The sequence below is a fragment of the Fusicatenibacter sp. genome (genome assembly GCF_050872605.1).
GTDB lineage: Bacteria > Bacillota > Clostridia > Lachnospirales > Lachnospiraceae > Fusicatenibacter.
This window is the reverse complement of record NZ_JBNMHD010000001.1, coordinates 15,675-39,036: the sequence shown is the minus strand read 5'-3', so window position 1 is coordinate 39,036 and position 23,362 is coordinate 15,675. Positions and strand designations below refer to the sequence as shown.

At 45.5% G+C, this 23,362-nt stretch carries 38 protein-coding genes; 37 read left to right on the top strand and 1 reads right to left on the bottom strand.

Going from position 1 to position 23,362, the window contains the following annotated elements; genetic code table 11:
• Positions 1-13 precede the first annotated feature (13 nt).
• From rapZ to ACY2VT_RS00245, 3 genes are read left to right on the top strand one after another with little or no spacing between them, the layout of a single operon-like run.
• Positions 14-895 carry an RNase adapter RapZ gene (gene rapZ, locus ACY2VT_RS00255; protein ID WP_461878455.1) on the top strand — a complete coding sequence of 294 codons (882 nt, stop codon included), beginning with the start codon at positions 14-16 and terminating at the stop codon, positions 893-895.
• 10 nt (positions 896-905) lie between these two features.
• A complete protein-coding gene (gene whiA / locus ACY2VT_RS00250; RefSeq protein WP_461878454.1) occupies positions 906-1,844 on the top strand; it encodes a DNA-binding protein WhiA in 939 nt (312 codons plus the stop codon).
• Positions 1,841-2,104: an HPr family phosphocarrier protein gene (locus ACY2VT_RS00245; RefSeq protein WP_022461839.1), complete on the top strand. Its 264-nt coding sequence runs from the start codon at positions 1,841-1,843 to the stop codon at positions 2,102-2,104. The genes whiA and ACY2VT_RS00245 overlap by 4 nt, the downstream gene beginning before the upstream one ends.
• A gap of 99 nt (positions 2,105-2,203) precedes the next feature.
• On the opposite strand, the gene ACY2VT_RS00240 is transcribed toward ACY2VT_RS00245, so the two are convergent.
• Positions 2,204-2,959, bottom strand: coding sequence for a GNAT family N-acetyltransferase (locus tag ACY2VT_RS00240; protein WP_461878453.1), 756 nt, complete (start codon positions 2,957-2,959; stop codon positions 2,204-2,206).
• A 187-nt stretch (positions 2,960-3,146) separates the two neighbouring features.
• Between ACY2VT_RS00240 and ACY2VT_RS00235 the strand changes: the two genes are divergently transcribed.
• From ACY2VT_RS00235 to ACY2VT_RS00070, 34 genes are all read left to right on the top strand, one after another.
• Positions 3,147-4,232: a hypothetical protein gene (locus tag ACY2VT_RS00235; RefSeq protein WP_461878452.1), complete on the top strand. Its 1,086-nt coding sequence runs from the start codon at positions 3,147-3,149 to the stop codon at positions 4,230-4,232.
• A 370-nt stretch (positions 4,233-4,602) separates the two neighbouring features.
• Positions 4,603-4,920: a 30S ribosomal protein S10 gene (rpsJ, locus tag ACY2VT_RS00230; RefSeq protein WP_117510469.1), complete on the top strand. Its 318-nt coding sequence runs from the start codon at positions 4,603-4,605 to the stop codon at positions 4,918-4,920.
• Positions 4,921-5,113: 193 nt separating this feature from the next.
• A complete protein-coding gene (gene rplC / locus ACY2VT_RS00225; protein ID WP_022461666.1) occupies positions 5,114-5,749 on the top strand; it encodes a 50S ribosomal protein L3 in 636 nt (211 codons plus the stop codon).
• A 26-nt stretch (positions 5,750-5,775) separates the two neighbouring features.
• Positions 5,776-6,396, top strand: a complete 621-nt coding sequence (gene rplD, locus ACY2VT_RS00220) for a 50S ribosomal protein L4 (RefSeq protein ID WP_022461665.1) — start codon at positions 5,776-5,778, stop codon at positions 6,394-6,396.
• Positions 6,396-6,695, top strand: a complete 300-nt coding sequence (gene rplW, locus ACY2VT_RS00215) for a 50S ribosomal protein L23 (protein ID WP_022461664.1) — start codon at positions 6,396-6,398, stop codon at positions 6,693-6,695. The genes rplD and rplW overlap by 1 nt, the downstream gene beginning before the upstream one ends.
• A 61-nt stretch (positions 6,696-6,756) precedes the next feature.
• Positions 6,757-7,602: a 50S ribosomal protein L2 gene (gene rplB / locus ACY2VT_RS00210; protein ID WP_055266980.1), complete on the top strand. Its 846-nt coding sequence runs from the start codon at positions 6,757-6,759 to the stop codon at positions 7,600-7,602.
• A gap of 11 nt (positions 7,603-7,613) precedes the next feature.
• Positions 7,614-7,895, top strand: coding sequence for a 30S ribosomal protein S19 (gene rpsS, locus ACY2VT_RS00205; protein ID WP_022461662.1), 282 nt, complete (start codon positions 7,614-7,616; stop codon positions 7,893-7,895).
• 33 nt (positions 7,896-7,928) lie between these two features.
• Entirely contained in the window at positions 7,929-8,315 is a 387-nt protein-coding gene (gene rplV / locus ACY2VT_RS00200) for a 50S ribosomal protein L22 (RefSeq protein ID WP_022461661.1), read from the top strand.
• 12 nt (positions 8,316-8,327) lie between these two features.
• Positions 8,328-8,984 carry a 30S ribosomal protein S3 gene (rpsC, locus tag ACY2VT_RS00195; RefSeq protein ID WP_022461660.1) on the top strand — a complete coding sequence of 219 codons (657 nt, stop codon included), beginning with the start codon at positions 8,328-8,330 and terminating at the stop codon, positions 8,982-8,984.
• 2 nt (positions 8,985-8,986) lie between these two features.
• Positions 8,987-9,424, top strand: a complete 438-nt coding sequence (gene rplP / locus ACY2VT_RS00190; protein WP_022461659.1) for a 50S ribosomal protein L16 — start codon at positions 8,987-8,989, stop codon at positions 9,422-9,424.
• Positions 9,414-9,623: a 50S ribosomal protein L29 gene (gene rpmC, locus ACY2VT_RS00185; RefSeq protein ID WP_022461658.1), complete on the top strand. Its 210-nt coding sequence runs from the start codon at positions 9,414-9,416 to the stop codon at positions 9,621-9,623. Before rplP ends, rpmC begins: the two co-directional genes overlap by 11 nt.
• Positions 9,624-9,639: 16 nt before the next feature.
• Positions 9,640-9,897, top strand: a complete 258-nt coding sequence (gene rpsQ / locus ACY2VT_RS00180) for a 30S ribosomal protein S17 (RefSeq protein ID WP_022461657.1) — start codon at positions 9,640-9,642, stop codon at positions 9,895-9,897.
• A 35-nt stretch (positions 9,898-9,932) separates the two neighbouring features.
• Positions 9,933-10,301 (top strand): 50S ribosomal protein L14, encoded by a 369-nt coding sequence (rplN, locus tag ACY2VT_RS00175; protein WP_022461656.1) that lies wholly within the window; start codon positions 9,933-9,935, stop codon positions 10,299-10,301.
• Positions 10,302-10,311: 10 nt separating this feature from the next.
• The gene (gene rplX, locus ACY2VT_RS00170) at positions 10,312-10,653 is read left to right on the top strand and encodes a 50S ribosomal protein L24 (RefSeq protein ID WP_022461655.1); all 342 of its coding nucleotides are present in this window, start codon (positions 10,312-10,314) and stop codon (positions 10,651-10,653) included.
• A gap of 20 nt (positions 10,654-10,673) precedes the next feature.
• Positions 10,674-11,213 carry a 50S ribosomal protein L5 gene (rplE, locus tag ACY2VT_RS00165; protein ID WP_022461654.1) on the top strand — a complete coding sequence of 180 codons (540 nt, stop codon included), beginning with the start codon at positions 10,674-10,676 and terminating at the stop codon, positions 11,211-11,213.
• Positions 11,214-11,229: 16 nt separating this feature from the next.
• Complete coding sequence (locus ACY2VT_RS00160; RefSeq protein WP_022461653.1) at positions 11,230-11,415, top strand: type Z 30S ribosomal protein S14; 186 nt, start codon at positions 11,230-11,232, stop codon at positions 11,413-11,415.
• Between the two features lie 24 nt (positions 11,416-11,439).
• Positions 11,440-11,841 carry a 30S ribosomal protein S8 gene (rpsH, locus tag ACY2VT_RS00155; protein WP_022461652.1) on the top strand — a complete coding sequence of 134 codons (402 nt, stop codon included), beginning with the start codon at positions 11,440-11,442 and terminating at the stop codon, positions 11,839-11,841.
• 80 nt (positions 11,842-11,921) lie between these two features.
• On the top strand, positions 11,922-12,461 hold the full coding sequence (rplF, locus tag ACY2VT_RS00150; RefSeq protein ID WP_022461651.1) for a 50S ribosomal protein L6: 540 nt from the start codon (positions 11,922-11,924) through the stop codon (positions 12,459-12,461).
• Positions 12,462-12,478: 17 nt separating this feature from the next.
• Complete coding sequence (gene rplR, locus ACY2VT_RS00145; RefSeq protein WP_022461650.1) at positions 12,479-12,847, top strand: 50S ribosomal protein L18; 369 nt, start codon at positions 12,479-12,481, stop codon at positions 12,845-12,847.
• A gap of 20 nt (positions 12,848-12,867) precedes the next feature.
• Positions 12,868-13,377 (top strand): 30S ribosomal protein S5, encoded by a 510-nt coding sequence (rpsE, locus tag ACY2VT_RS00140; protein WP_022461649.1) that lies wholly within the window; start codon positions 12,868-12,870, stop codon positions 13,375-13,377.
• Positions 13,378-13,391: 14 nt separating this feature from the next.
• Complete coding sequence (gene rpmD / locus ACY2VT_RS00135) at positions 13,392-13,574, top strand: 50S ribosomal protein L30 (protein ID WP_022461648.1); 183 nt, start codon at positions 13,392-13,394, stop codon at positions 13,572-13,574.
• Between the two features lie 12 nt (positions 13,575-13,586).
• Entirely contained in the window at positions 13,587-14,027 is a 441-nt protein-coding gene (rplO, locus tag ACY2VT_RS00130) for a 50S ribosomal protein L15 (protein ID WP_022461647.1), read from the top strand.
• On the top strand, positions 14,027-15,343 hold the full coding sequence (gene secY, locus ACY2VT_RS00125) for a preprotein translocase subunit SecY (protein ID WP_022461646.1): 1,317 nt from the start codon (positions 14,027-14,029) through the stop codon (positions 15,341-15,343). The genes rplO and secY overlap by 1 nt, the downstream gene beginning before the upstream one ends.
• A gap of 167 nt (positions 15,344-15,510) precedes the next feature.
• Entirely contained in the window at positions 15,511-16,155 is a 645-nt protein-coding gene (locus ACY2VT_RS00120; RefSeq protein WP_022461645.1) for an adenylate kinase, read from the top strand.
• Between the two features lie 3 nt (positions 16,156-16,158).
• Positions 16,159-16,929, top strand: coding sequence for a type I methionyl aminopeptidase (gene map / locus ACY2VT_RS00115; protein WP_173859094.1), 771 nt, complete (start codon positions 16,159-16,161; stop codon positions 16,927-16,929).
• Positions 16,926-17,177, top strand: a complete 252-nt coding sequence (locus tag ACY2VT_RS00110; RefSeq protein WP_022461643.1) for a KOW domain-containing RNA-binding protein — start codon at positions 16,926-16,928, stop codon at positions 17,175-17,177. The genes map and ACY2VT_RS00110 overlap by 4 nt, the downstream gene beginning before the upstream one ends.
• 3 nt (positions 17,178-17,180) lie before the next feature.
• The gene (infA, locus tag ACY2VT_RS00105) at positions 17,181-17,399 is read left to right on the top strand and encodes a translation initiation factor IF-1 (protein WP_022461642.1); all 219 of its coding nucleotides are present in this window, start codon (positions 17,181-17,183) and stop codon (positions 17,397-17,399) included.
• Between the two features lie 685 nt (positions 17,400-18,084).
• Positions 18,085-19,557, top strand: a complete 1,473-nt coding sequence (locus ACY2VT_RS00100; protein ID WP_461878451.1) for a VanW family protein — start codon at positions 18,085-18,087, stop codon at positions 19,555-19,557.
• 292 nt (positions 19,558-19,849) lie between these two features.
• Positions 19,850-19,963 carry a 50S ribosomal protein L36 gene (rpmJ, locus tag ACY2VT_RS00095; RefSeq protein ID WP_003022746.1) on the top strand — a complete coding sequence of 38 codons (114 nt, stop codon included), beginning with the start codon at positions 19,850-19,852 and terminating at the stop codon, positions 19,961-19,963.
• Between the two features lie 295 nt (positions 19,964-20,258).
• A complete protein-coding gene (gene rpsM, locus ACY2VT_RS00090; RefSeq protein ID WP_022461573.1) occupies positions 20,259-20,627 on the top strand; it encodes a 30S ribosomal protein S13 in 369 nt (122 codons plus the stop codon).
• A 50-nt stretch (positions 20,628-20,677) separates the two neighbouring features.
• Positions 20,678-21,070, top strand: coding sequence for a 30S ribosomal protein S11 (gene rpsK / locus ACY2VT_RS00085; protein ID WP_022461574.1), 393 nt, complete (start codon positions 20,678-20,680; stop codon positions 21,068-21,070).
• 16 nt (positions 21,071-21,086) lie between these two features.
• Positions 21,087-21,680: a 30S ribosomal protein S4 gene (gene rpsD, locus ACY2VT_RS00080; protein WP_022461575.1), complete on the top strand. Its 594-nt coding sequence runs from the start codon at positions 21,087-21,089 to the stop codon at positions 21,678-21,680.
• A 72-nt stretch (positions 21,681-21,752) separates the two neighbouring features.
• A complete protein-coding gene (locus tag ACY2VT_RS00075; protein ID WP_022461576.1) occupies positions 21,753-22,715 on the top strand; it encodes a DNA-directed RNA polymerase subunit alpha in 963 nt (320 codons plus the stop codon).
• A gap of 104 nt (positions 22,716-22,819) precedes the next feature.
• The gene (locus ACY2VT_RS00070; RefSeq protein ID WP_022461577.1) at positions 22,820-23,356 is read left to right on the top strand and encodes a bL17 family ribosomal protein; all 537 of its coding nucleotides are present in this window, start codon (positions 22,820-22,822) and stop codon (positions 23,354-23,356) included.
• Positions 23,357-23,362: the final 6 nt, after the last annotated feature.

Below are 23,362 nucleotides of genomic sequence, written 5' to 3'. Positions count from 1 at the left end.
AAGGAGAAAAAACATGCGTTTTGTAATTGTGACCGGCATGTCCGGTGCGGGAAAAAGTACAGCGTTGAAAATGCTGGAGGACGCGGAATATTTCTGCGTCGATAACCTTCCGATCCCGCTGGTTGAAAAATTTGCACAGCTTACCGCCGACGGTACTTCCGGAGAAATCCAGAAAGTGGCAGTCGGAATCGATATCCGAAGCGGCCAGGCGCTCCCGGACCTGCAGAATATTCTGGAGTGGATGAGCATCAACGGAATCTGCTATGAGATCCTGTTTCTGGACGCGTCCGATGACGTGCTGGTCAAACGATACAAAGAGACGAGAAGAACGCACCCGCTGGCAGGCCTTGGACGGGTGGATGAGGGAATTAGAAAAGAGCGCAAAGCACTTGAGTTCCTGAAAAAAGATGCGGACTACATTCTCAATACGAGCCAGCTTCTCACAAGAGAGCTGAAAGCGGAGCTCGATAAGATTTTCGTGCAGGATCAGAAATTCAAAAATCTGATGATTACCGTGCTCTCATTTGGATTCAAATACGGAATTCCGGCGGATTCGGACCTTGTTTTCGATGTGCGGTTCCTGCCGAATCCCTACTACGTAGAAGGCATGCGCCCGCTCTCCGGCAACGATGCTCCGGTGCGGGATTATGTGATGGGATTTGAGACAGCGCAGGTGTTTGCGGAAAAATTAGAGGATATGATTCGTTTTCTGATTCCGAATTATATTTCCGAGGGCAAGCATCAGCTCATTATCAGCATCGGCTGCACCGGTGGAAAACACCGTTCCGTAACCCTTGCCAACGAGCTGTACCGGCGTCTTTCCAACGTGAAGGACTATGGAATCCGGATTGAGCACCGGGATCTGGAAAAAGACGCCATCCGAAAAGGAATTTAGAGGTGGAAGGATGTCATTCTCAAGCGAGGTAAAAGAGGAATTATCGAGACATCTTCCGACGGCACGCCACTGCCAGATTGCGGAAACAGCGGCGATCCTGTCACTCTGCGGACAGATTTCCGAGAAGGACGGGACGATACGGATTCAGACAGAGAATGCGTATGTGGCAAGAAAGTACTTTACTTTATTGAAAAAAACATTTAATATAGAGGCAGAGCTTGCAGTTAAGCTGAATCAGAAGGAAAATACGTATCTGATCCGCGTAAATGACAGGGAAGAAACCCGTCAGATTCTGCAGGCAGTGAAGTTACACGAGACAGACCGGCAGTTAGCAATGCCGATTCTGGCTGTTGTGGTACAGCGTCAGTGCTGCAAACGGGCATTTCTGCGGGGCGCATTTTTAGCGTCCGGTTCCATCAGCGATCCCAACCGGTTTTACCATCTCGAAATTGTCTGCCCCGATGCGCCGAGAGCAGAACAGGTGCAGGAACTTCTGAAAAGCTTTGGAATTGATGCACGGATCGTTCTCCGGAAAAACCACCATGTGGTTTATATGAAAGAAGGCGCACAGATTGTGGAGATGCTTGGCATCATGGAAGCCAACATCGCACTTATGAATCTGGAAAACGTGCGGATCTTAAAAGAAATGCGCGGCAGTGTCAACCGAAAGGTGAACTGTGAAACTGCCAACATCAACAAAACGGTCAGCGCGGCGATCCGCCAGATCGAAGATATCCGGTATATCGAAGAAACCACAGGCTTTTCTTCTCTGCCGGAACCGCTGGAGCAGATGGCAAGGCTCCGCTTACAATACCCGGAAGCATCGCTTCTGGAACTGGGCAAGATGTTAACGCCGGTTGTTGGTAAATCCGGAGTTAATCATAGATTAAGGAAACTAAAAGAGATTGCAGAAGATTTGCGAAGGAAACAAGGAGGAGAAGTATTATGATTAAGAAACCAATCACAATTCGTCTTTCAAGCGGCCTGGAGGCGAGACCAGTTGCCATGCTGGTACAGGTAGCGAGCCAGTACGAAAGTGAAATCTACGTCGAGAGCGGCAGAAAAAAAGTAAATGCGAAGAGCATTATGGGTATGATGACACTTGGTCTGGACAATGGCGAGGAAGTTACCGTGACCGCAAACGGAAAAGACGAGAGCGAAGCCATGGACGGCGTTGAAAAATATTTAAGCAGTCCTTTTGCTGAATAATCTTACTGCACTTATAGCATAAACATAGAGCAAAACGGCATGTCAGAAAATTTTGACATGCCGTTTTGCTATGCTTTTTTATGTGAAATCAGACGAAAATCAGACCACGTTCTTCGCGCGGAACCAGTAGGTATAGAGATAGGAAAAACCGAGCGATTCGTACAGTGTGATCGCAGGCGTGTTTCCCTCGACAACCTGAAGATACGCTTTCGTTGCACCGAGCCGGATTCCCTCGGAGAGGATTGTGCGGCAGATCGAGGAAGCGTAGTGGCGGTGGCGGTACGCAGGATGCACATGGATGGCATAGACACCGACGTAATCGCGGTCGCGGATGCCAAGGCCGGTGGCAACGATCGTTCCGGTTTCATCCTGGATGGAGGTACAGATGGTTTCTTTTGGAATGGCGCGGTACATCGAAGGAACGACCATGCGGTGCATCACGTTCGTCGTGCTCTTTAAAGCAAAGAGGCTGTCAATCCATTTCGGCGGGATAAAGCTGCTGACGGTCACGGCAACGGCAGGATCCTTTTTGGCAAAGTTCGCCAGATCCATTGTCATGACGTGCGTCGTGTGCTGGACTACATAGCCGCGGTCGGCGAGCATTGCATCAAAGCCGGGATTGACAAGCGGACTGATCTTGAAAATTGCCGGTGTACCCCAGCGACGGTAGATCTCCTCACAGTACTGCACTTTTTCCTCTACCGGAATCGTGGACGGCCCGATCTGCTCGACGCTGTTGGTCCGGTGTGTATAAAAATAAGAAAAACGAAGAATCCATCCGTCGTACAGCTCGATCTGGTGAGACGGCCATGCGTTCAGGGAAAGATCTTCGATGGTTTTGAGCAGTGTATTCATATGAAAGTATTCCCCCTTTGGTTATGTATATAGTATAGAAGAAACAGGACAGATCTTCAAGAAAAAATCGAAAAATTCGGCACGCGGAACCGGGCGGCCGGGGCACGATGCGTAACGTTTTCTTGCATAATCGAAGAAAAGGGGTTATAATAGGGGGCAAAGACTGAGAATACAAGGAGAATTGAATATGTCAAAATTACTGAAGGTAATTGTGAATACGCTGCTTCTGCTTGCAATCCTGTCAGCAGGCGCACTGGTGATTCCGCCGTTTGCCGGCATCACGACACTTGTCTCAGACGGGATGGGAAATACCAACATTTCCCGCGGCGCTGTTACGTACGCAAAGAAGACAGATACGTCATCGGTTGCGACGGGAGACAAAATCCTGGTTGATGACAATTCCGGAAAGTATATCTATACGATACAGTCCCTCGACACCGCTGCCGGAACCGCATCCGTAAAAAATGTGATCAGTGGAGACACAACGGAAATTACCGTGAGAGCAACCGTGAGCAAAGTGATCATCACGATTCCGGTGATCGGCTTTCTGTCGATGGCGGCGCAGAGCAGAGAGGGAATCATGATCATCGGACTTGCCATTCTGTTTCTGGTCATTCTGTTCATCCTTTCCGAGGTATGGAAACGTGATGAAGAAGAGGATGAGGAAGAAGAGGAAGAAGACGAAGACGAGGACGATGAGAAAGCGTCCGAAGAGCTTCGCAGCAGAAAGAAAGCTGCCCTGGAAGAAAAAAAGAAACGGGAAGAACAGGAAATGACCGAACAGTTGAGAGCAGCCGACCAGAAAACGGCAGAAGAAGAGAAACAGGACGAATTTGAAATTCCGGATCTGGAAGAAGAAGGAACGGAGCAGGTGTCCTTTCATACCGTCGATCTGCAGAAACTTGTAAGAGGAGAAGAAACCGAAGAAATTCCGGAAGCCGTGGAAGAAACGGAAATCGTCGAAGAAGCTGCCGCAGAAGAAACAGCGGAAGAAGTGACAGAAGAAACCGAAGAAACGGAATCAGCAGAGCCGGAAACTGTGGAAGAAATCGAAGAGTTTGAAGAAACCATCGAAGAGCCGGAAACAGAAGAAGAAGCCGAAACGCCGGAAGAAGAGCCGGAACCAGAACCGTCCGAGCCGATTGAGCTCGCTATGCCGGTTTACACGGCGGAAGAACTTCTCCAGAAGGCCCACGCAGCCGGAGATGACCCGAAAGTCATCGAAGACCCTGCAACCGGCATCACAATCCTGGATTACTCCGATATCCTGTAAAGAAAACGTCAAAAAAGAGAGAAATATAGGAAAAGTGCACAACACGGCACCCCTGTATTTCTCTTTTTGCATAAAAACGGATAAATCGAAAAAAATAAAAAAAAACCTTGATTTTTCGCGAGCTTTCTTGTATACTAACAACTGTTGTGACATTGATAGCGTTGAAGCGCGAGGTTGCCGCTGAGAAACAGCGGGTTTTCCGTGGAGCGAATGTCAAGTTAAAGAAACTGGCGACAAGTCACTGTACCCACAATTAAGTCCACCTGTAAGAGTGGAAACGACCGTGTGCAAACATCAGGACACACACGGGTAAGTGTACAGTCACCGCTTGTCGTACTCGTAAAAGTGCGAAAAGGAGGCGACTTTTTTTATGGCAAGTCAAGTAATGAGAATTACACTGAAAGCGTATGATCATCAGTTAGTAGATGCATCTGCACAGAAAATTATCGAAACTGTAAAGAAGAACGGAGCAACGGTGAGCGGACCAGTACCGCTTCCAACGAAGAAAGAGGTAGTAACAATCCTTCGTGCAGTTCATAAGTACAAAGATTCCCGTGAGCAGTTCGAGCAGAGAACCCACAAGAGACTGATTGATATCATCGCACCTACCCAGAAAACAGTGGATGCATTATCAAGACTGGAAATGCCGGCTGGTGTTTACATCGATATCAAGATGAAAAACAAATAAGATCAGCTGCAAAAAGTCCGGGATCAGCCCCCGGCCATCAATTTAGTAAGCAATAGATGATATAGAAGCAACACTCATTCGAAGGAATCAACATCCCTAAGGGTCATAGTGTTCCACTTATATCAACTGTTCGCTAGAATGAACTTCTTTATAATAGGAAGTTCCGCTGTAGATAAAACAGGAGGTAAAAGGAATGAAGAAAGCAATTTTAGCTACAAAAGTCGGAATGACTCAGATCTTCGACGAAAACGGTGTTTTAGTACCGGTAACTGTATTGCAGGCAGGTCCGTGTGTTGTAACACAGGTGAAAACCGCAGACAACGACGGGTACAGTGCAATTCAGGTAGGCTTCGGCGAGAAGAAAGAAAACCGTGTGAACAAACCAATGAAAGGCCAGTTCGCAAAAGCAGGTGTTTCCTGCAAGAGATATCTGAAAGAGTTCAGATTTGAAGATGCTGAAACCTATACATTAGGACAGGAAATCAAGGCCGATATCTTTGGCGCAGGCGACAAAATCGACGCTACTGCAACAAGCAAAGGTAAAGGATTCCAGGGTGCCATCAAGAGACATGGTCAGTCCAGAGGACCTATGGCTCATGGTTCCAAATATCATCGTCACGCAGGTTCCAATGGTGCTTGCTCCGATCCGAGTAAGGTATTCAAAGGAAAAAGAATGCCAGGACAGATGGGCGGAAAGAAAATCACCGTACAGAACCTGGAAATCGTAAAAGTTGACGTAGAGAACAATTTACTGTTAGTCAAAGGTGCTGTACCAGGACCGAAGAAATCCATGGTTACCATCAAAGAGACAGTAAAATGCGGTAAATAAGTTCGTTGAAAGGAGGAACACACGTAATGGCTAACGTATCTGTATTAAATATGGAAGGCAAAGAAGTTGGCAGCATGGAGCTTAATGATGCAGTGTTCGGTGTAGAAATCAACGAGCATCTGGTACATCAGGCTGTAGTGCTTCAGCTTGCAAATAATCGTCAGGGAACTCAGAAAGCTAAAACCCGTTCCGAAGTAAGCGGTGGCGGAAGAAAACCGTGGAGACAGAAAGGAACAGGTCACGCAAGACAGGGTTCAACAAGAGCTCCTCAGTGGACAGGCGGCGGAGTTGTATTCGCTCCAGTACCAAGAGATTACTCTTTCAAAATGAACAAGAAAGAGAAAAGAGCTGCATTAAAATCCGTTCTGACAAGCAAAGTTCAGGAGAACAAATTCATCGTTCTTGATGAGCTGAAACTTGCAGAAGTTAAAACAAAAGAGATGAAGAAAGTGCTTGATAACCTCAAAGTAAACAACGCACTGGTAATCATCGGAGATGACAGCGAAAACGTAGCACTTTCCGCAAGAAATATTGCCGGCGTTCAGACTGCATCTGTTAATACCATCAATGTATTCGACATGCTGAAATACAACACCATCATCGCAACCAAGAGCAGTGTTGCATCTATCGAGGAGGTGTACGCATAATGGCAGATATCAGATATTACGACGTAATCCTGAAACCAATCGTAACTGAGAAGAGCATGAACGCTATGGGCGAGAAGAAATACACATTTATGGTTCACCCGGAAGCAAACAAATCTCAGATTAAAGAAGCAGTTGAGAAAATGTTCGAAGGAACAAAAGTAAAAAGCGTAAACACCATGAACATGGACGGAAAGAACAAACGTCGTGGAATGGTAGTTGGAAAAACTGCAAAGAGCAAGAAAGCAATCGTTGCTCTGACCGAGGACAGCAAAGATATCGAAATCTTCGAAGGACTTTAATTAGCAGCTGTTCGAAATATGCACACATAAGTGCGATACGAAATGAAAGGAGAACAAAGTAATGGGAATCAAAAGCTTTAACCCATATACACCTTCCAGAAGACACATGACCTCCTCTGATTTCAACGAAATCACGAAGAGCACACCGGAGAAATCTCTGGTAGTGTCCCTGAAGAAAAACGCTGGTCGTAACAACCAGGGTAAAATCACTGTAAGACACCGCGGAGGCGGAAGCAGAAGAAAATACAGAATCATCGACTTCAAGAGAAGAAAAGATGATGTTCCGGCAATCGTTAAATCGATCGAGTACGATCCGAACAGAACAGCAAACATCGCTCTGATCTGCTATGCAGACGGCGAGAAAGCATACATCCTGGCTCCGGAAGGACTGAAAGTTGGCATGAAGGTTATGAGCGGCGCTGCTGCCGAGGTAAGACCTGGAAACTGCCTGCCGCTGTCCGAGATTCCGGTTGGTACCATGGTTCACAACGTAGAGCTTCATGCAGGCAAAGGCGGACAGCTTGTTCGTGCAGCTGGTAATGGCGCTCAGCTGATGGCTAAAGAAGGTAAATACGCAACCCTTCGTCTTCCGTCTGGAGAGATGAGAATGGTTCCGATCAACTGCCGTGCATCCATCGGTGTTGTTGGAAATGGCGAGCACAGCCTGATCAACATTGGTAAAGCAGGACGGAAACGTAACATGGGTATCCGCCCGACTGTACGTGGTTCTGTCATGAACCCGAATGACCATCCACATGGTGGTGGAGAAGGAAAGACCGGTATCGGACGTCCGGGCCCGTCTACTCCTTGGGGAAAACCGGCTCTTGGCCTGAAGACCAGAGCAAAGAACAAGCAGTCTAACAAGTACATCGTAAGAAGACGCGATGGAAAAGCTTTATCGAAATAAGGAGGTAAACGATGTCTCGTTCATTAAAAAAAGGACCATTTGCAGATGAAAGCCTGTTAAAGAAAGTTGACGCTGCAAACGCTTCAGGAGATAAAACAGTCATTAAAACCTGGTCACGTCGTTCTACAATCTTCCCGTCATTCGTTGGACATACAATCGCTGTTCATGACGGAAGAAAACATGTGCCGGTATACGTTACAGAGGATATGGTTGGACACAAACTCGGTGAGTTCGTAGCAACCAGAACCTACAGAGGTCACGGCAAGGACGAGAAGAAATCCGGCGTCCGCTAAGTAGAATGATTTGAGAGAGGAGGTTTTTTAGCAATGGCTAAAGGACATAGAAGTCAGATTAAAAGAGCAAGAAATGCTAACAAAGATACCAGACCGTCTGCAAAGTTATCCTACGCTAGAATGTCTGCGCAGAAAGCTGGATTTGTTTTAGATGCAATCCGCGGTAAAGACGTAACAACCGCACTTGGTATTGTAACTTATAACCCGAGATATGCCTCCAGCGTAGTGAAAAAACTGCTGGAGTCCGCAATCGCAAACGCTGAGAACAACAACGGTCTTTCCAGAGAAAACCTGTATGTAGCTGAGTGCTTCGCTAACAAGGCTCCGACCATGAAGAGAATTCATCCGAGAGCACAGGGCAGAGCTTACAGAATCCTGAAGAGAAACAGCCACATCACGATTGTGTTAGACGAGAAATAAGGAGGACATGTCATGGGACAGAAAGTTAATCCACACGGCCTGAGAGTCGGTGTTATTAAAGACTGGGATTCCAAATGGTATGCCGAGGGTGATTTCGCAGATAACCTCGTAGAGGACTACAACATCCGCACATACCTGAAGAAGAAACTGTACAGCGCAGGTGTTTCCAAGATCGAAATCGAAAGAGCATCTGACAGAGTAAAAGTTATCATCTACACCGCAAAACCGGGCGTTGTTATCGGTAAAGGCGGAGCAGAGATCGAGAAAGTAAAAGCTGAAGTTCAGAAACTGACTGACAAAAAGCTTATCGTAGATATCAAAGAAGTAAAAAGACCGGACCGCGATGCACAGCTCGTTGCTGAGAACATTGCATTACAGCTGGAAAACCGTATTTCCTTCCGTCGTGCTATGAAGTCTACCATGCAGCGTACGATGAGAGCTGGCGCTAAGGGAATCAAAACATCTGTATCCGGACGTCTTGGTGGAGCTGATATGGCTCGTACCGAGTTCTACAGCGAGGGAACTATTCCGCTGCAGACCCTGCGTGCCGATATCGATTATGGATTCGCTGAAGCAGATACCACTTACGGTAAAGTTGGCGTAAAAGCATGGATCTACAATGGCGAAGTACTTCCAACCAGAACTAAAAAGGAAGGGAGCGAGAATTAATTATGTTAATGCCGAAGAGAGTAAAACGTCGTAAACAGTTCCGTGGTTCCATGAAGGGTAAAGCCCTCAGAGGAAACAAAATTAACTACGGTGAATTTGGTCTCGTAGCCCTTGAGCCATGCTGGATCAAATCCAACCAGATCGAGGCAGCCCGTATCGCCATGACACGTTACATCAAACGTGGTGGTAAAGTTTGGATCAAAATTTTCCCGGACAAACCAGTAACCGCACAGCCGGCTGAAACCCGAATGGGTTCCGGAAAAGGTTCTCTGGAGTACTGGGTAGCAGTAGTAAAACCAGGCCGTGTAATGTTCGAAATCGCAGGTGTTCCGGAAGAAACAGCCCGCGAGGCATTACGTCTTGCCATGCATAAGTTACCATGTAAATGCAAAGTTGTTTCTCGTGCAGACTTAGAAGGCGGTGATAACAGTGAAAACTAACGAATTTGTAAAAGATTTAAATACAAAGAGCGCAGCTGAGCTGAATGACGAATTAGTAGCTGCTAAAAAGGAACTCTTCAATTTAAGATTCCAGAATGCAACCAACCAGCTTGACAATACAAGCCGAATCAAAGAGGTTCGCAAAAATATTGCAAGAATCCAGACTGTTATTGCCCAGAAGGCAAACGCAGCTGAGTAATTAGGAGGAAAATATCGTGGAAGAAAGAAATCTTAGAAAAACTCGCGTGGGCAAAGTTGTCAGCGATAAGATGGATAAGACTATCGTGGTTGCCATCGAAGACCATGTAAAACATCCTCTGTACAAGAAAATTGTAAAAAGCACATATAAGCTGAAAGCACACGATGCAAACAACGAGTGCCATGTAGGTGATACCGTACGAGTTATGGAAACAAGACCTTTATCCAAAGATAAGAGATGGAGACTTGTGGAGATCGTTGAGAAAGCGAAATAAATAAGAGATCAGAATGCTAAAGGAGGAATACCAGCATGATTCAGCAGGAAACTAGACTGAAAGTCGCTGACAACACCGGTGCAAAAGAAATCTTATGCATTCGTGTTATGGGCGGTTCTACAAGAAGATATGCCAACATTGGTGATGTAATCGTTGCTTCGGTCAAAGATGCAACACCAGGCGGCGTTGTTAAAAAAGGTGACGTAGTAAAAGCTGTTGTTGTAAGAAGCGTAAAAGGCGCTCGTCGTAAAGACGGTTCTTACATCAAATTTGATGAGAACGCAGCAGTTATTATCAAAGATGACAAAACTCCAAAAGGAACCCGTATTTTTGGACCAGTAGCCAGAGAGCTTCGTGAGAAACAGTTCATGAAGATTGTTTCCTTAGCTCCGGAAGTATTATAGGAGGACAGCTATGTCAATGAAGATTAAAAAAGGCGATACCGTAAAGGTAATCGCCGGCAAAGATAAAGACAAAACCGGCAAAGTAGTCAGCGTTGACGTAAAGAACAACCGTGTTGTTGTTGAAGGCGTAAACATGATTACAAAGCATGAGAAACCGTCTATGAGCAATCAGCAGGGCGGAATCGTTAACAAAGAAGCTCCTATCGATGCATCCAACGTAATGCTGGTTGTAAAAGGAGTTCCGACCCGCGTTGGAATCAAAGTTGAGATGGTTGAGAAAAACGGCAAAACAAAAGCTGTTAGAACCCGCGTTGCAAAAGCAAAAGAGCTGAACGGCGCAGTAATTGATTAAGGAAGAGAGGAGGCAAAACCGTGAGTAGACTGAAAGATCTTTACAACGAGCAGATCGTTGATGCAATGACCAAAAAATTTGGATACAAAAACGTGATGGAAGTGCCGAAGCTCTCCAAAATCGTAATCAACATGGGTGTTGGTGAAGCTAAGGAGAACGCTAAACTTCTGGACGCTGCAATCAGTGATATGGAAGCTATCACCGGACAGAAAGCAGTTACCACCAAAGCGAAAAATTCCGTAGCAAACTTTAAAATCCGTGAGGGTATGCCGATCGGATGCAAAGTTACCCTTCGTGGCGAGAAAATGTACGAGTTCGCAGACCGCCTGATCAACCTGGCACTGCCTCGTGTACGTGACTTCCGCGGCGTAAATCCGAACGCTTTCGATGGCAGAGGAAACTATGCTCTTGGTATCAAAGAGCAGCTGATTTTCCCAGAGATCGAGTATGATAAAGTTGATAAAGTCAGAGGTATGGACATTATCTTCGTTACCACTGCTAACACAGATGAAGAAGCTCGTGAATTACTGACATTATTCAACATGCCATTCGCAAAGTAATAGGAGGAATTGATTCATGGCTAAAACAGCAATGAAAATCAAACAGCAGCGCAAAGCTAAATTCTCTACAAGAGAATACAATCGTTGCAGAATTTGTGGCCGTCCACACGCATATTTAAGAAAATACGGAATCTGCAGAATCTGCTTCCGTGAATTAGCATACAAAGGCCAGATTCCTGGCGTTAAGAAAGCTAGTTGGTAAAATTTTAGAAGGAGGCAAATTCAAATGAGTATGAGTGATCCGATTGCAGATATGCTTACAAGAATCCGTAACGCTAACACTGCAAAACATGATACAGTAGATGTTCCGGCATCCAAAATGAAAATCGCAATCGCTGATATCCTGGTAAACGAGGGATACATTGCAAAATATGAACTCAGCGATGAGGGTGCATTCCAGAATATGCACATCACCCTGAAATACGGCGCTGACAAAAACGAGAAGATCATCACCGGTCTGAAGAGAATCTCCAAACCGGGTCTGAGAATCTATGTTGGCAAAGATGAGCTGCCGAGAGTACTTGGCGGACTTGGAATCGCTATTCTTTCCACAAACCAGGGTGTTATCACCGATAAAGAAGCTCGTAAGCTGCAGGTCGGCGGCGAGGTTCTGGCATTCGTTTGGTAATAGAAACGAAACAAGGCAACTGAAAACAGAGAGAGCGTAAGGCTCTCTCCGAAAATCTAAGTTAATAGGAGGAAATTGGTATGTCACGTATTGGAAGACTGCCAGTGGCAATTCCTGCAGGTGTAACAGTAGACATCCAGGAAAACAACCACGTTGTAGTAAAAGGACCAAAAGGAACATTAGAGAGAACTCTCCCGTCTGAAATGACCATCAAACTGGAAGACGGACATGTAGTAGTTACAAGACCGAACGATCTGAAGAAAATGAAAGCTCTTCATGGTCTGACCAGAACTCTGATCCACAACATGGTAATTGGTGTTAGCGAAGGCTATACCAAAACACTGGAAGTAAACGGTGTAGGTTACAGAGCTGCAAAACAGGGCAACAAATTAGTTCTGTCTCTTGGATATTCTCATCCGGTAGAGATGATCGATCCGGAAGGACTCTCCTCCGCTGTAGACGGCAACAAGATCATTGTTTCCGGTATCAGCAAAGAGAAAGTTGGCCAGTATGCCGCTGAAATCAGAGACAAGAGAAGACCTGAGCCATACAAGGGCAAGGGAATCAAGTATGCTGATGAAGTGATCAGACGTAAAGTTGGTAAGACTGGTAAGAAATAATTAAGGAGAGTGTGAACATGATTAGTAAAGTATCAAGAGCGCAGATGCGCCAGAAAAAGCATAGAAGATTACGTAATCATATCGTAGGTACTGCACAGCGTCCGCGTCTGTGTGTATTCCGCAGCAATAACCATATGTATGCTCAGATTATCGACGATACGATTGGAAATACTTTAGTTTCTGCTTCTACTCTTCAGAAAGATGTTAAAGCAGAGCTTGAGAAAACCAACAATGTAGATGCAGCAGCATATCTTGGAACCGTTCTTGGAAAGAAAGCTGTAGAAGCAGGTATTACTGAAGTTGTATTTGACCGTGGCGGATTCATCTACCAGGGAAAAATCCAGGCATTCGCAGACGCAGCTAGAGAAGCTGGGCTGGTATTCTAAGAAAGGAAGGAAAAGAACACATGAAGCATACAATTATTGATGCAAGCCAGTTCGAACTGGAAGAAAAAGTCGTATCAATTAAGCGTGTTACAAAAGTTGTTAAAGGTGGTCGTAACTTCCGTTTCACAGCTTTAGTAGTTGTCGGCGACGGCAATGGACACGTAGGCGCAGGCCTTGGAAAAGCAGCCGAGATTCCGGAAGCTATCCGCAAAGGTAAAGAAGACGCTATGAAGAAACTGGTAAGCGTAGCAATCAATGAGAACGGAAGTATCACTCATGACTACGTAGGTAAATTCGGAAGCGCAGAGGTTCTGTTAAAGAAAGCTCCTGAAGGTACTGGTGTCATCGCTGGTGGCCCAGCCCGTGCCGTAATCGAGTTAGCTGGTATTAAGAACATCCGTACAAAATCCCTTGGATCCAGAAATAAGCAGAACGTAGTTCTGGCTACCATCGCTGGTCTGTCTGAGCTGAAGACTCCAGAAGAAGTAGCAAGACTTCGCGGCAAATCTACAAACGAGATCTTTGCTTAAGGAGGATGTGAAAAATGGCAGATAAATTAAAAGTAACACTGGTGAAATCCCCGATCGGATGTGTTCCGAAACACAGAAGAACCGTGGAAGCACTGGGTCTGAAAAAAGTTAACAAGACGGTAGAACTGCCGGATAACGCAGCAGTTCGCGGCATGGTTAATCAGGTTTCTTACCTGGTTAAAGTAGAAGAAGCATAAGGAGGTACCGTAATGGACTTATCTAATTTACAGCCGGCTGAAGGTTCCAGACAGAACGATAACTTCCGCAGAGGCCGTGGACATGGTTCAGGAAATGGTAAAACAGCAGGTAAAGGCCACAAAGGACAGAAAGCACGTTCCGGAGCACCGAGACCGGGATTTGAAGGTGGTCAGATGCCTTTATACAGACGTCTTCCGAAGAGAGGTTTCAAAAACAGAAACTCCAAGGAAATCGTTGGAATCAATGTAGATGCTCTGAATCGTTATGAGGACGGAGCTGTTGTAACCGTAGAAACTATGATTGAGACTGGTCTTGTTTCCAATCCGAGAGATGGCGTAAAAATCCTTGGAAACGGTGAAGTCACCAAAAAACTCACTGTAAAAGCAAATGCTTTCAGTGAGAGCGCAAAGGCAAAAATTGAAGCGGCAGGTGGAACAGTCGAGGTGATCTAATGTTTAAGACCTTTATCAATGCATTTAAGGTCAAAGATGTTCGTCGCAAAATATTTTATGTGCTTATGATGCTTGTTGTCATCCGGTTAGGCTCTCAGATGCCTGTACCGGGTGTCAATACAAGCTTTTTTGCGAATTATTTTGCAAATAATACGAATGAGGCATTCAGCTTCCTGAATGCATTCACGGGCGGCGGTTTCGACCGTTTCTCCATCTTTGCTCTGAGTATTACACCGTACATTACTTCTTCCATCATTATTCAGCTGCTCACCATTGCAATTCCACGACTTGAGGAAATGCAGCGTGACGGCGAAGAGGGAAGAAAGAAAATGACTGCGATTACTCGTTATGTGACAGTAGGTCTTGCATTGTTTGAGTCTGTTGCCATGGCAGTAGGCTTTGGACGCCAGGGACTCCTCACCACTTTTAACGCAGTTAATGTGATTGTTGTAGTGGCAGCTCTGACAGCCGGTTCTGCCTTCCTTATGTGGGTGGGAGAACAGATCAACGACAAGGGCGTTGGAAATGGTATTTCTATGGTCCTGTTAATCAACATCCTTTCCAGAATCCCGCAGGATATGGTAACCCTTTACGAAACCTTCGTAAAAGGCAAAACCATCGCGCGTGGTCTGCTGATGTGGATTATCATCGCTGTTGTGATCATCGCTGTTGTTGTGCTGGTACTGATCCTGAATGGCGCTGAGAGAAGAATTCCGGTACAGTATTCCAAGAAAATGGCCGGAAGAAAAATGGTTGGCGGACAGTCATCCAATATTCCGCTGAAGGTAAATACAGCGGGCGTTATCCCGATCATCTTTGCATCATCCATCATGTCTTTCCCATCGATTATCCTGTCGTTTGTCGGAAAGTCGGATATCAAAGGCATCGGCGGAACGCTTATCAAGATGCTGAATTCCAACAACTGGTTTGATAAAACCAATCCAGTTGCTTCGCTGGGCCTGATTCTCTACATTGTCCTTGTTATTTTCTTCGCTTATTTCTATACCTCCATCACCTTCAACCCGATGGAAGTTGCAGATAACATGAAAAAACAGGGCGGCTTTATCCCAGGCATCCGCCCGGGTAAATCCACGGTAGATTATCTGAACAATCTGCTCAGCTATATTATTTTTATCGGTGCAGCAGGTCTTACCATTGTTGCAGTGATTCCATTTTTCTTTAATGGATTTTTCAAAGCAAATGTATCCTTTGGAGGTACTTCTCTGATCATTATTGCCAGCGTAATTCTGGAAACCTTAAAACAGATTGAATCCATGATGCTGGTACGCAATTACAAAGGATTCTTAAACGATTAAGGCATAAGAGGGACTGTCTGGATAAGACAGGCCCTTTCTTTTGTTTAAAGCGCTTTTAAAGAGGCTTTAACAGAGAAAATTTTTGCTATTGTGGTTTACTTTATGGTATAATAGGGTAAATTACACGCAGCGGATTGCTGCAAATTCAAACATGGGAGGAAAAGCGCATGAAAATTATTATGTTGGGGGCACCTGGTGCCGGAAAAGGTACACAGGCAAAACAGATCGCTGCAAAATATGAGATTCCGCATATTTCAACCGGCGATATCTTCCGCGCAAATATCAAAGAGGGAACCGAGCTTGGAAAGAAAGCGAAAGCATTCATGGACAAGGGAGAACTCGTTCCGGACGAGCTGACCTGCGATCTTGTTGTAGACCGTATTTCCAAACCGGACGCAGCAAAGGGCTACGTGCTGGATGGCTTCCCAAGAACGATTCCGCAGGCCGAGGCACTGACCAAAGCCCTGGAAGCACGCGGAGAGAAAATTGACTACGCAATCAATGTAGAAGTACCGGATGAAAATATCGTTCACCGTATGGGCGGACGCCGTGCCTGCATCGGATGCGGAGCAACGTATCATGTAGAATTTAACGCACCAAAGGTAGAAGATGTATGCGATACCTGCGGCGGCGAGCTGGTTCTTCGTGATGACGATAAACCTGAGACCGTACAGAAGAGACTGTCTGTATACCATGCTCAGACACAGCCTCTGATTGACTACTATAAGAAAGCCAATGTTCTGGTGGAAGTTGACGGAACCCAGGATATCAACGTGGTATTTCAGGATATAGTAAAGATTTTAGGAGCGTAAAGGATGTCCATATCAATTAAAACTGCCCGGGAAATTGAAAAAATGCGCCGTGCCGGTGAACTGCTGGAGAAGGTACACGATGAATTAGGCCGCGCCATCCATCCGGGAATGTCAACCTGGGAAATCAACAAGCTCGGAGAAGAGATGATCCGCAGCTTCGGATGCACTCCCAACTTTTTAAACTATAATGGGTATCCGGCTTCGATCTGCGTTTCTGTGAACGAAGAAGTGGTTCACGGAATCCCAAGTAAAAAACGGATTCTGAAAGAGGGCGACATTGTCAGCCTGGATGCGGGACTTATCTATGAAGGATACCATTCCGATGCAGCCCGCACACACGCGGTCGGTGAGATCTCGCCGGAGGCAAGAAAACTGGTGGAAGTAACACGCCAGGCCTTTTTTGAAGGAATCAAATACGCAAAAGCAGGCCATCATCTTCATGAGATTTCGGCGGCGATTGGTGCATACGCAGAGAGCTTCGGCTACGGCGTTGTCCGCGACCTGGTAGGCCACGGCATCGGAACGCACCTGCACGAAGATCCGGCAGTGCCGAACTTCGCACAGCCAAGCCGCGGCGTCCGTCTGCAGCCTGGCATGACGCTCGCCATCGAGCCGATGATCACAGCCAGAGGCTATGCAGTCAGATGGCTGGATGATGACTGGACCGTTGTGACAGAAGACGGCTCTCTTGCCGCACATTATGAGAACACGATTCTGATTACGGAGGGAGAACCGGAAATTCTGACACTTTCGCATACGGAGGAGGATTTATGAAACCGATTGTGAAAGGAATGTTTGCCAGAAGCCTGGCCGGCCACGATAAAGGAAAGCTGTATGTGATTTCGGATGTACAGGAGCCATACGTATTCCTGGTGGACGGAAAAATCCGTACCGCCAACCGGCCGAAAAAGAAGAAGCTGATTCACGTACAGCCGGATTACGAAATGACGGATGCGGTTCGTGATGAAGATATCCGTAAGGCATTAAAAGAAAAAAGTTGCAAAGAGTTGAAGGAGGATTAATCAATGTCTAAGGCAGATGTAATTGAAGTAGAGGGAACTGTCCTCGAGAAATTACCAAACGCAATGTTTAAAGTAGAACTGGAGAACAAACACGTAGTATTAGCTCATATCAGTGGAAAGCTGCGTATGAACTTTATCCGTATTCTCCCGGGAGACAAAGTAACCATCGAGCTGTCCCCATACGATCTGGACAAGGGACGTATTATCTGGAGAGATAAATAAGAAATACGATAAAAAAAGCCATCCGGCATGCCGGATGGCTTTTTCTCTGTATGTGTTTCTCTGTATTCATCCCCAATAACAGTAACCGTTCTACAGAACAAAGATTTCGATCACCGGCCTTCAGATTTCTGACAGCCACAAAGCAAGCACCAGTCTGCAAACCCTGCAGCATCCGCGGCGGCGGGCATCTGAATTTCTTTTCAGTCCCTTTTGAAACCTTCCAGATGTATTATGCAATATTTTAATAGAAAAAGCAATGAAAAAAGTATAAAATTTTATGAAAACTTTTTGTAAAAACCAGGAGAATTTGTGCACTTTTGAAACAAAATTTTTAAACCGTCAGAAGAAAAAAGAAAAAGTGAAAAGACAGGAGAAAAGAGCGGCCGGAAAACCGTGAAAATGACAGGTGAGGGCTCGAAAGCGACAGAAGAATATATGTTCGTGAATTCTGTGTGAAGTTGAAATATTTGGTTGAATTCTCAAAATAATGTGATACAATGCAATAGAGAAACTTTACGGGGAAATTTTACCGGGAAGGGTCTCCTGGGCGGTGTGGTAAAATCTATGCACCGGCAGAAATCAAGGAAACATTTTATGAAACAGCAGGCTGCAGTCTGAAAAATAATTCGGATCTGCAGCAATGGCATCGCTGCTCCTTACAGATAACAGGAAAGGAAAATGTGCAATGACAAAAATGGTAAAGAAAAAGAAAAAAGGCCTTGTTGCAGAATTGAGCGTAGTTGCAGTGATTGTTTTACTTGCCGCTGCATATGGAATCTTCTGTCTGATCATCGAGGATGACAAAATCTGGGCAGATGCTTCTATTAACGGAGTAAACATTCAGGGAATGAGCAAAAAAGAAGCTGCACAGACAGTGGAACAGAAGTTTGAAGAAGATTATAAAGATACAGCTGTTACCGTTGAGCTGGATGGTCAGCAGTATACGATGAACGTATTTCCAATGCTGGGGATGGATGCTTCCGCAGAAATTGAAAAAGCATATGAAAAAGGCCATGGAAATCTTCTGGTTCGCGGTCTGGAGTGGGTCGAGATGAAACGGGGAAAGGCAGAGAAACTTTCCTATGATGTGCAGCCGACTGTGGCCCATCCAGATGAGGTGGAAGGAATTGTACAGGCATCCGGCATTCAGGATTACAACTCCATGCAGGATACTACATATGAAGTAACAGATACCGGCCTGATCGTGCATAAAGGCATTTCCGGAACCAGACCGGATGTGGATGCTTTAAAACAGCAGATCCAGACGAATGTGACAGCAATGAATTTCCAGGATGTAATTTCCTGCCCGACGGCAGAAAATCAGCTGACGGAGCCGGATTTTGCCGGAATTGCAAGCCAGATTTATACCGAGCCGGTCAATGCGATGCTGGATCCGGACAACGGATATTCCGTTGTGGCATCGAAAAACGGAGCCTCAATGGATGCGGACAGTGCGAAAGCCGAGTATGAGAGTGCAGAAGAAAATACGGATATCACGATTCCGTTTACCTTTACCGAGCCGGAGATTACAACCGAGAAGATGAACGCAAATCTGTTTAAAGACACGCTTGGAAGTTACAGCTCCAGCGCAGCAGGTGGAACGAGCGGAAGAATTCACAACGTCGGACTTACGGCATCTATCTGCAACGGACAGATCGTTCTGCCGGGAGAAACCTTCTCTTTTAATGGTGTCGTAGGTGATACAACGGCGGAAAAAGGATACCAGGAGGCAGCAGGCTATCAGGATGGCAAAGTCGTCCAGGTACTTGGAGGAGGCGAATGCCAGGTGTCTTCCACACTGTTTTCCGCTATTTTGTATACAGACCTTGATGTGTTGGAAAGAGCCAACCATTCGATGCCGGTACATTATGTGCCGTCAGGAATGGATGCAACCGTATTCTGGGATTCACCGGATTTCAAATTTGAAAATAATCATAAGTATCCGGTGAAAATTGTGATGAATATGGACAGCAGTGATACACTGACCGTAAAAATTCTCGGAACAAAAGAAAACGACTATACCATTGAGCCAAGGGTAGAGCAGATCGATGAGATGAGTAATGTAACGTATCGTGATTATAAAGATGCAAGCGGAAATGTAGTAAAATCAGAATCCGTATGCGCAAGCAAATACAAACCGCTGAACTCAGGATCATGATGCAAAAAAAGATGTTACCTGTAAAAAACAGGCGGGACAGAGAAGAGAAATCTGTCCCGCCTGTTTTTTTCTTACCAGTGGGAAAGATGAAAAATGCACAGAAAAAGAGCAAAAAAAAATGAAAAAATATGTAAAAAATTTCTTGCATTTCCGGGAACAAAATGCTATACTATAAAACGAACTTTTGCGCGTGGACTTTTTTCTAACCCATAAAAAGAAAACGCATTCCAAAAGTTTACAACAGAAAATTCCCCTACACGGGGCGCTAGGAGCAAAGAAAGGAGGATTCATCATGAAGGTTAGATCTTCTGTAAAACCGATCTGCGAGAAATGCAAAGTTATCAAAAGAAAAGGTAGCATCAGAATCATTTGTGAGAATCCAAAGCACAAACAGCGCCAGGGCTAATCCGTCATTAGGCTTGATCGTAATTGTGCAGATTTTAAGTGCGGCTGCAGCGAGGACGCGCGTGAATGCGTTGTTCTGCTGTTAATATTATAAAGTGAGACACCTGGCAAGTTGCAGCCAGGATACCTCCGGCGGGTGGACGCGCGGAGCGCAGACATCCCTTATAATATTGCTTAATACTCCGATCTGTCAGGTGGCAGAAGGAGAAAGGTCGTGCGAACACGGCTGGATACACGCATACCTGTATCCCAATTAGGAAAATATTAATGTTTTAGAAAAATGGAGGACAAAGTACATGGCTCGTATAGCTGGTGTAGACTTACCAAGAGACAAACGTGTTGAGATTGGTCTGACCTATATCTACGGAATCGGTAGAACAAGTGCAGATCGTATCTTAAAAGAAGCTGGAGTAAATCCGGACACACGCTGCAGAGATTTGACAGACGATGAAGTAAAGAGACTCAGCGCAGTTATCGATGAGAGTCAGGTTGTAGAAGGAGATCTTCGTAGAGAAATCGCTATGAACATCAAACGTCTGCAGGAGATCGGATGCTACAGAGGTATCCGTCATCGTAAAGGCCTTCCGGTTCGTGGTCAGAAAACAAAGACCAACGCAAGAACCCGCAAAGGTCCTAAGAGAACTGTTGCAAATAAGAAGAAATAATTTAACCAGTAGTCCAATATAAGATTAAGAAAGTGTAGGTTAGTTTTAAAATGGCAAAAGTGACAAAGAAAACGACAAAACGTCGTGTCAGAAAAAACGTTGAACACGGACAGGCACATATCCAGTCTTCCTTCAATAATACAATCGTAACACTGACTGATGCAGAAGGAAATGCTCTTTCTTGGGCAAGTGCCGGCGGTCTGGGATTTAGAGGTTCAAGAAAATCTACTCCATACGCAGCTCAGATGGCTGCAGAAACTGCTACCAAAGCAGCGCTGGTTCATGGCTTAAAGACTGTTGACGTTATGGTAAAAGGACCAGGATCAGGTCGTGAAGCTGCAATCCGTGCCCTTCAGGCATGCGGTCTTGAAGTTACAAGCATCCGCGACGTAACACCGGTTCCGCACAACGGATGCCGCCCACCAAAACGTAGAAGAGTCTGATTAGGAGGTTAAGAACATGGCAGTAAATAGAGTACCAGTCCTGAAAAGATGCAGATCCCTCGGAATGGATCCTGTATATCTTGGAATTGATAAGAAGTCCACAAGACAGCTGAAAAGAGCAAACAGAAAAATGTCTGAGTATGGTCTTCAGTTAAGAGAAAAACAGAAAGCAAAATTCATCTACGGCGTTCTGGAGAAACCTTTTGTTAACTATTACAAAAAGGCTGACAGAATGGAAGGACAGACTGGTGAGAACCTGATGATCCTTCTTGAGCTCCGTCTGGACAACGTTCTGTTCCGTATGGGAATGGCTAGAACCAGAAAAGAAGCACGTCAGATCGTTGACCACAAACACGTTCTGGTTAACGGCAAACAGGTAAATATCCCGTCTTACCTTGTAAGCGCTGGTGATACCATCGAAATCAAAGAGGGTAAAAAATCCTCTCAGAGATATAAAGACATCGTAGAGGTTACAGGCGGCCGTCTGACTCCGGAATGGATCGAGGCTGATCTTGAGGCACTCAAAGGTGTTGTAAAAGAGCGTCCTACCCGCGAAATGATCGATGTTCCGGTTGACGAAGTGCAGATCGTCGAGCTGTATTCTAAATAAAGAATCGCCATACGCGGAAGGCTTTATTCCCATGAGTAATGAGCCAACCAATTTAAAAGGAGGGGCTTTCGAGTGTTTGATTTTAACAAACCGAAAATTGAAATTACTGAGATTTCTGATGACAAGAAGTACGGCAGATTTGTGGTTGAACCTCTGGAAAGAGGCTACGGTATCACATTAGGTAATTCTCTTCGCAGAATTATGCTTTCTTCCCTCCCTGGAGCAGCAGTAAGCCAGGTTAAAATCGAGGGCGTTCTTCATGAATTCAGCTCCATCCCTGGAGTAAAAGAAGACGTTACAGAAATCATCATGAACCTGAAGAGCCTTGCAATCCGCAATAACAGCGAAACCAACGAAGCAAAAGTTGCTTATATTGAGTTCGAGGGCGAGGGAGTTGTAAGAGCATCCGATATTCAGGTAGATCAGGATATTGAGATCATGAATCCGGATCAGGTAATCGCAACCCTGAACGGCGGCCCGGACAGCAAGCTGTACATGGAGCTGACGATCACAAAAGGCCGCGGTTATATCAGTGCTGACAAAGGCAAGAGCGATGACATGCCGATCGGCGTTCTCGCTGTGGATGCTATCTATACACCGGTTGAGCGTGTAAACCTCAAAGTGGAGAACACCCGTGTAGGTCAGATTACCGATTACGATAAACTGACACTGGATGTTTACACCAGAGGAACACTGGATCCGGACGAGGCAGTCAGCCTGGCAGCTAAGGTTTTAAGCGAGCATCTGAAACTCTTCATCGATCTGTCTGAGAATGCGAAGACAGCAGAAGTTATGATCGAGAAAGAGGACAATGAGAAAGAGAAAGTTCTGGAGATGAACATCGACGAGCTTGAGCTTTCCGTGCGTTCCTATAACTGCTTGAAACGTGCCGGTATCAATACCGTAGAAGAGCTGTGCAACAAAACTTCCGAAGACATGATGAAGGTTCGTAACCTGGGCCGCAAGTCTCTGGAAGAGGTACTTGCAAAGCTGAAAGAACTGGGACTGTCACTGAGTCCTGGGGACGGAGAATAAATCACAGCGATTTATCTTTCCGTTTGATTTGTAGACGAAAACCCCCTGTCAGTAAGTCCGAGGCAGCATGACTTGTGGGTTCCACAAATGGAGGAAAATTTAAAATGGCAAAATATAGAAAACTTGGCAGAACATCTGACCAGAGAAAAGCATTATTAAGAAACCAGGTAACCAACCTTCTGTATCACGGAAAAATCGTTACCACTGAGACCAAAGCAAAAGAGATCCGTAAGATCGCTGAAAGCATGATCGCACTGGCTGTAAAAGAGAAAGATAACTTTGAGACCGTTACCGTTACTGCTAAAGTAGCTCGCAAAGATGCTGATGGCAAACGTGTGAAAGAAGTAAAAGACGGCAAAAAAGTTACCGTATACGATGAAGTTCAGAAAGAGATCAAAAAAGATCTTCCGTCCAGACTTCACGCTAGACGTCAGATGGCAAGCTTCTTCTATCCTGTAACAGAGGTTCCGACCGAAGCAGCAGGACGCAAGAAAAACACCAAGTCCATCGATATGCCACAGAAAATGTTCGATGAGATCGCTCCGAAATATGCAGACCGTAACGGCGGATATACCCGTATCATCAAGATCGGACCGCGTAAAGGTGATGCAGCTATGGAAGTTGTAATCGAGCTGGTTTAATCTGTA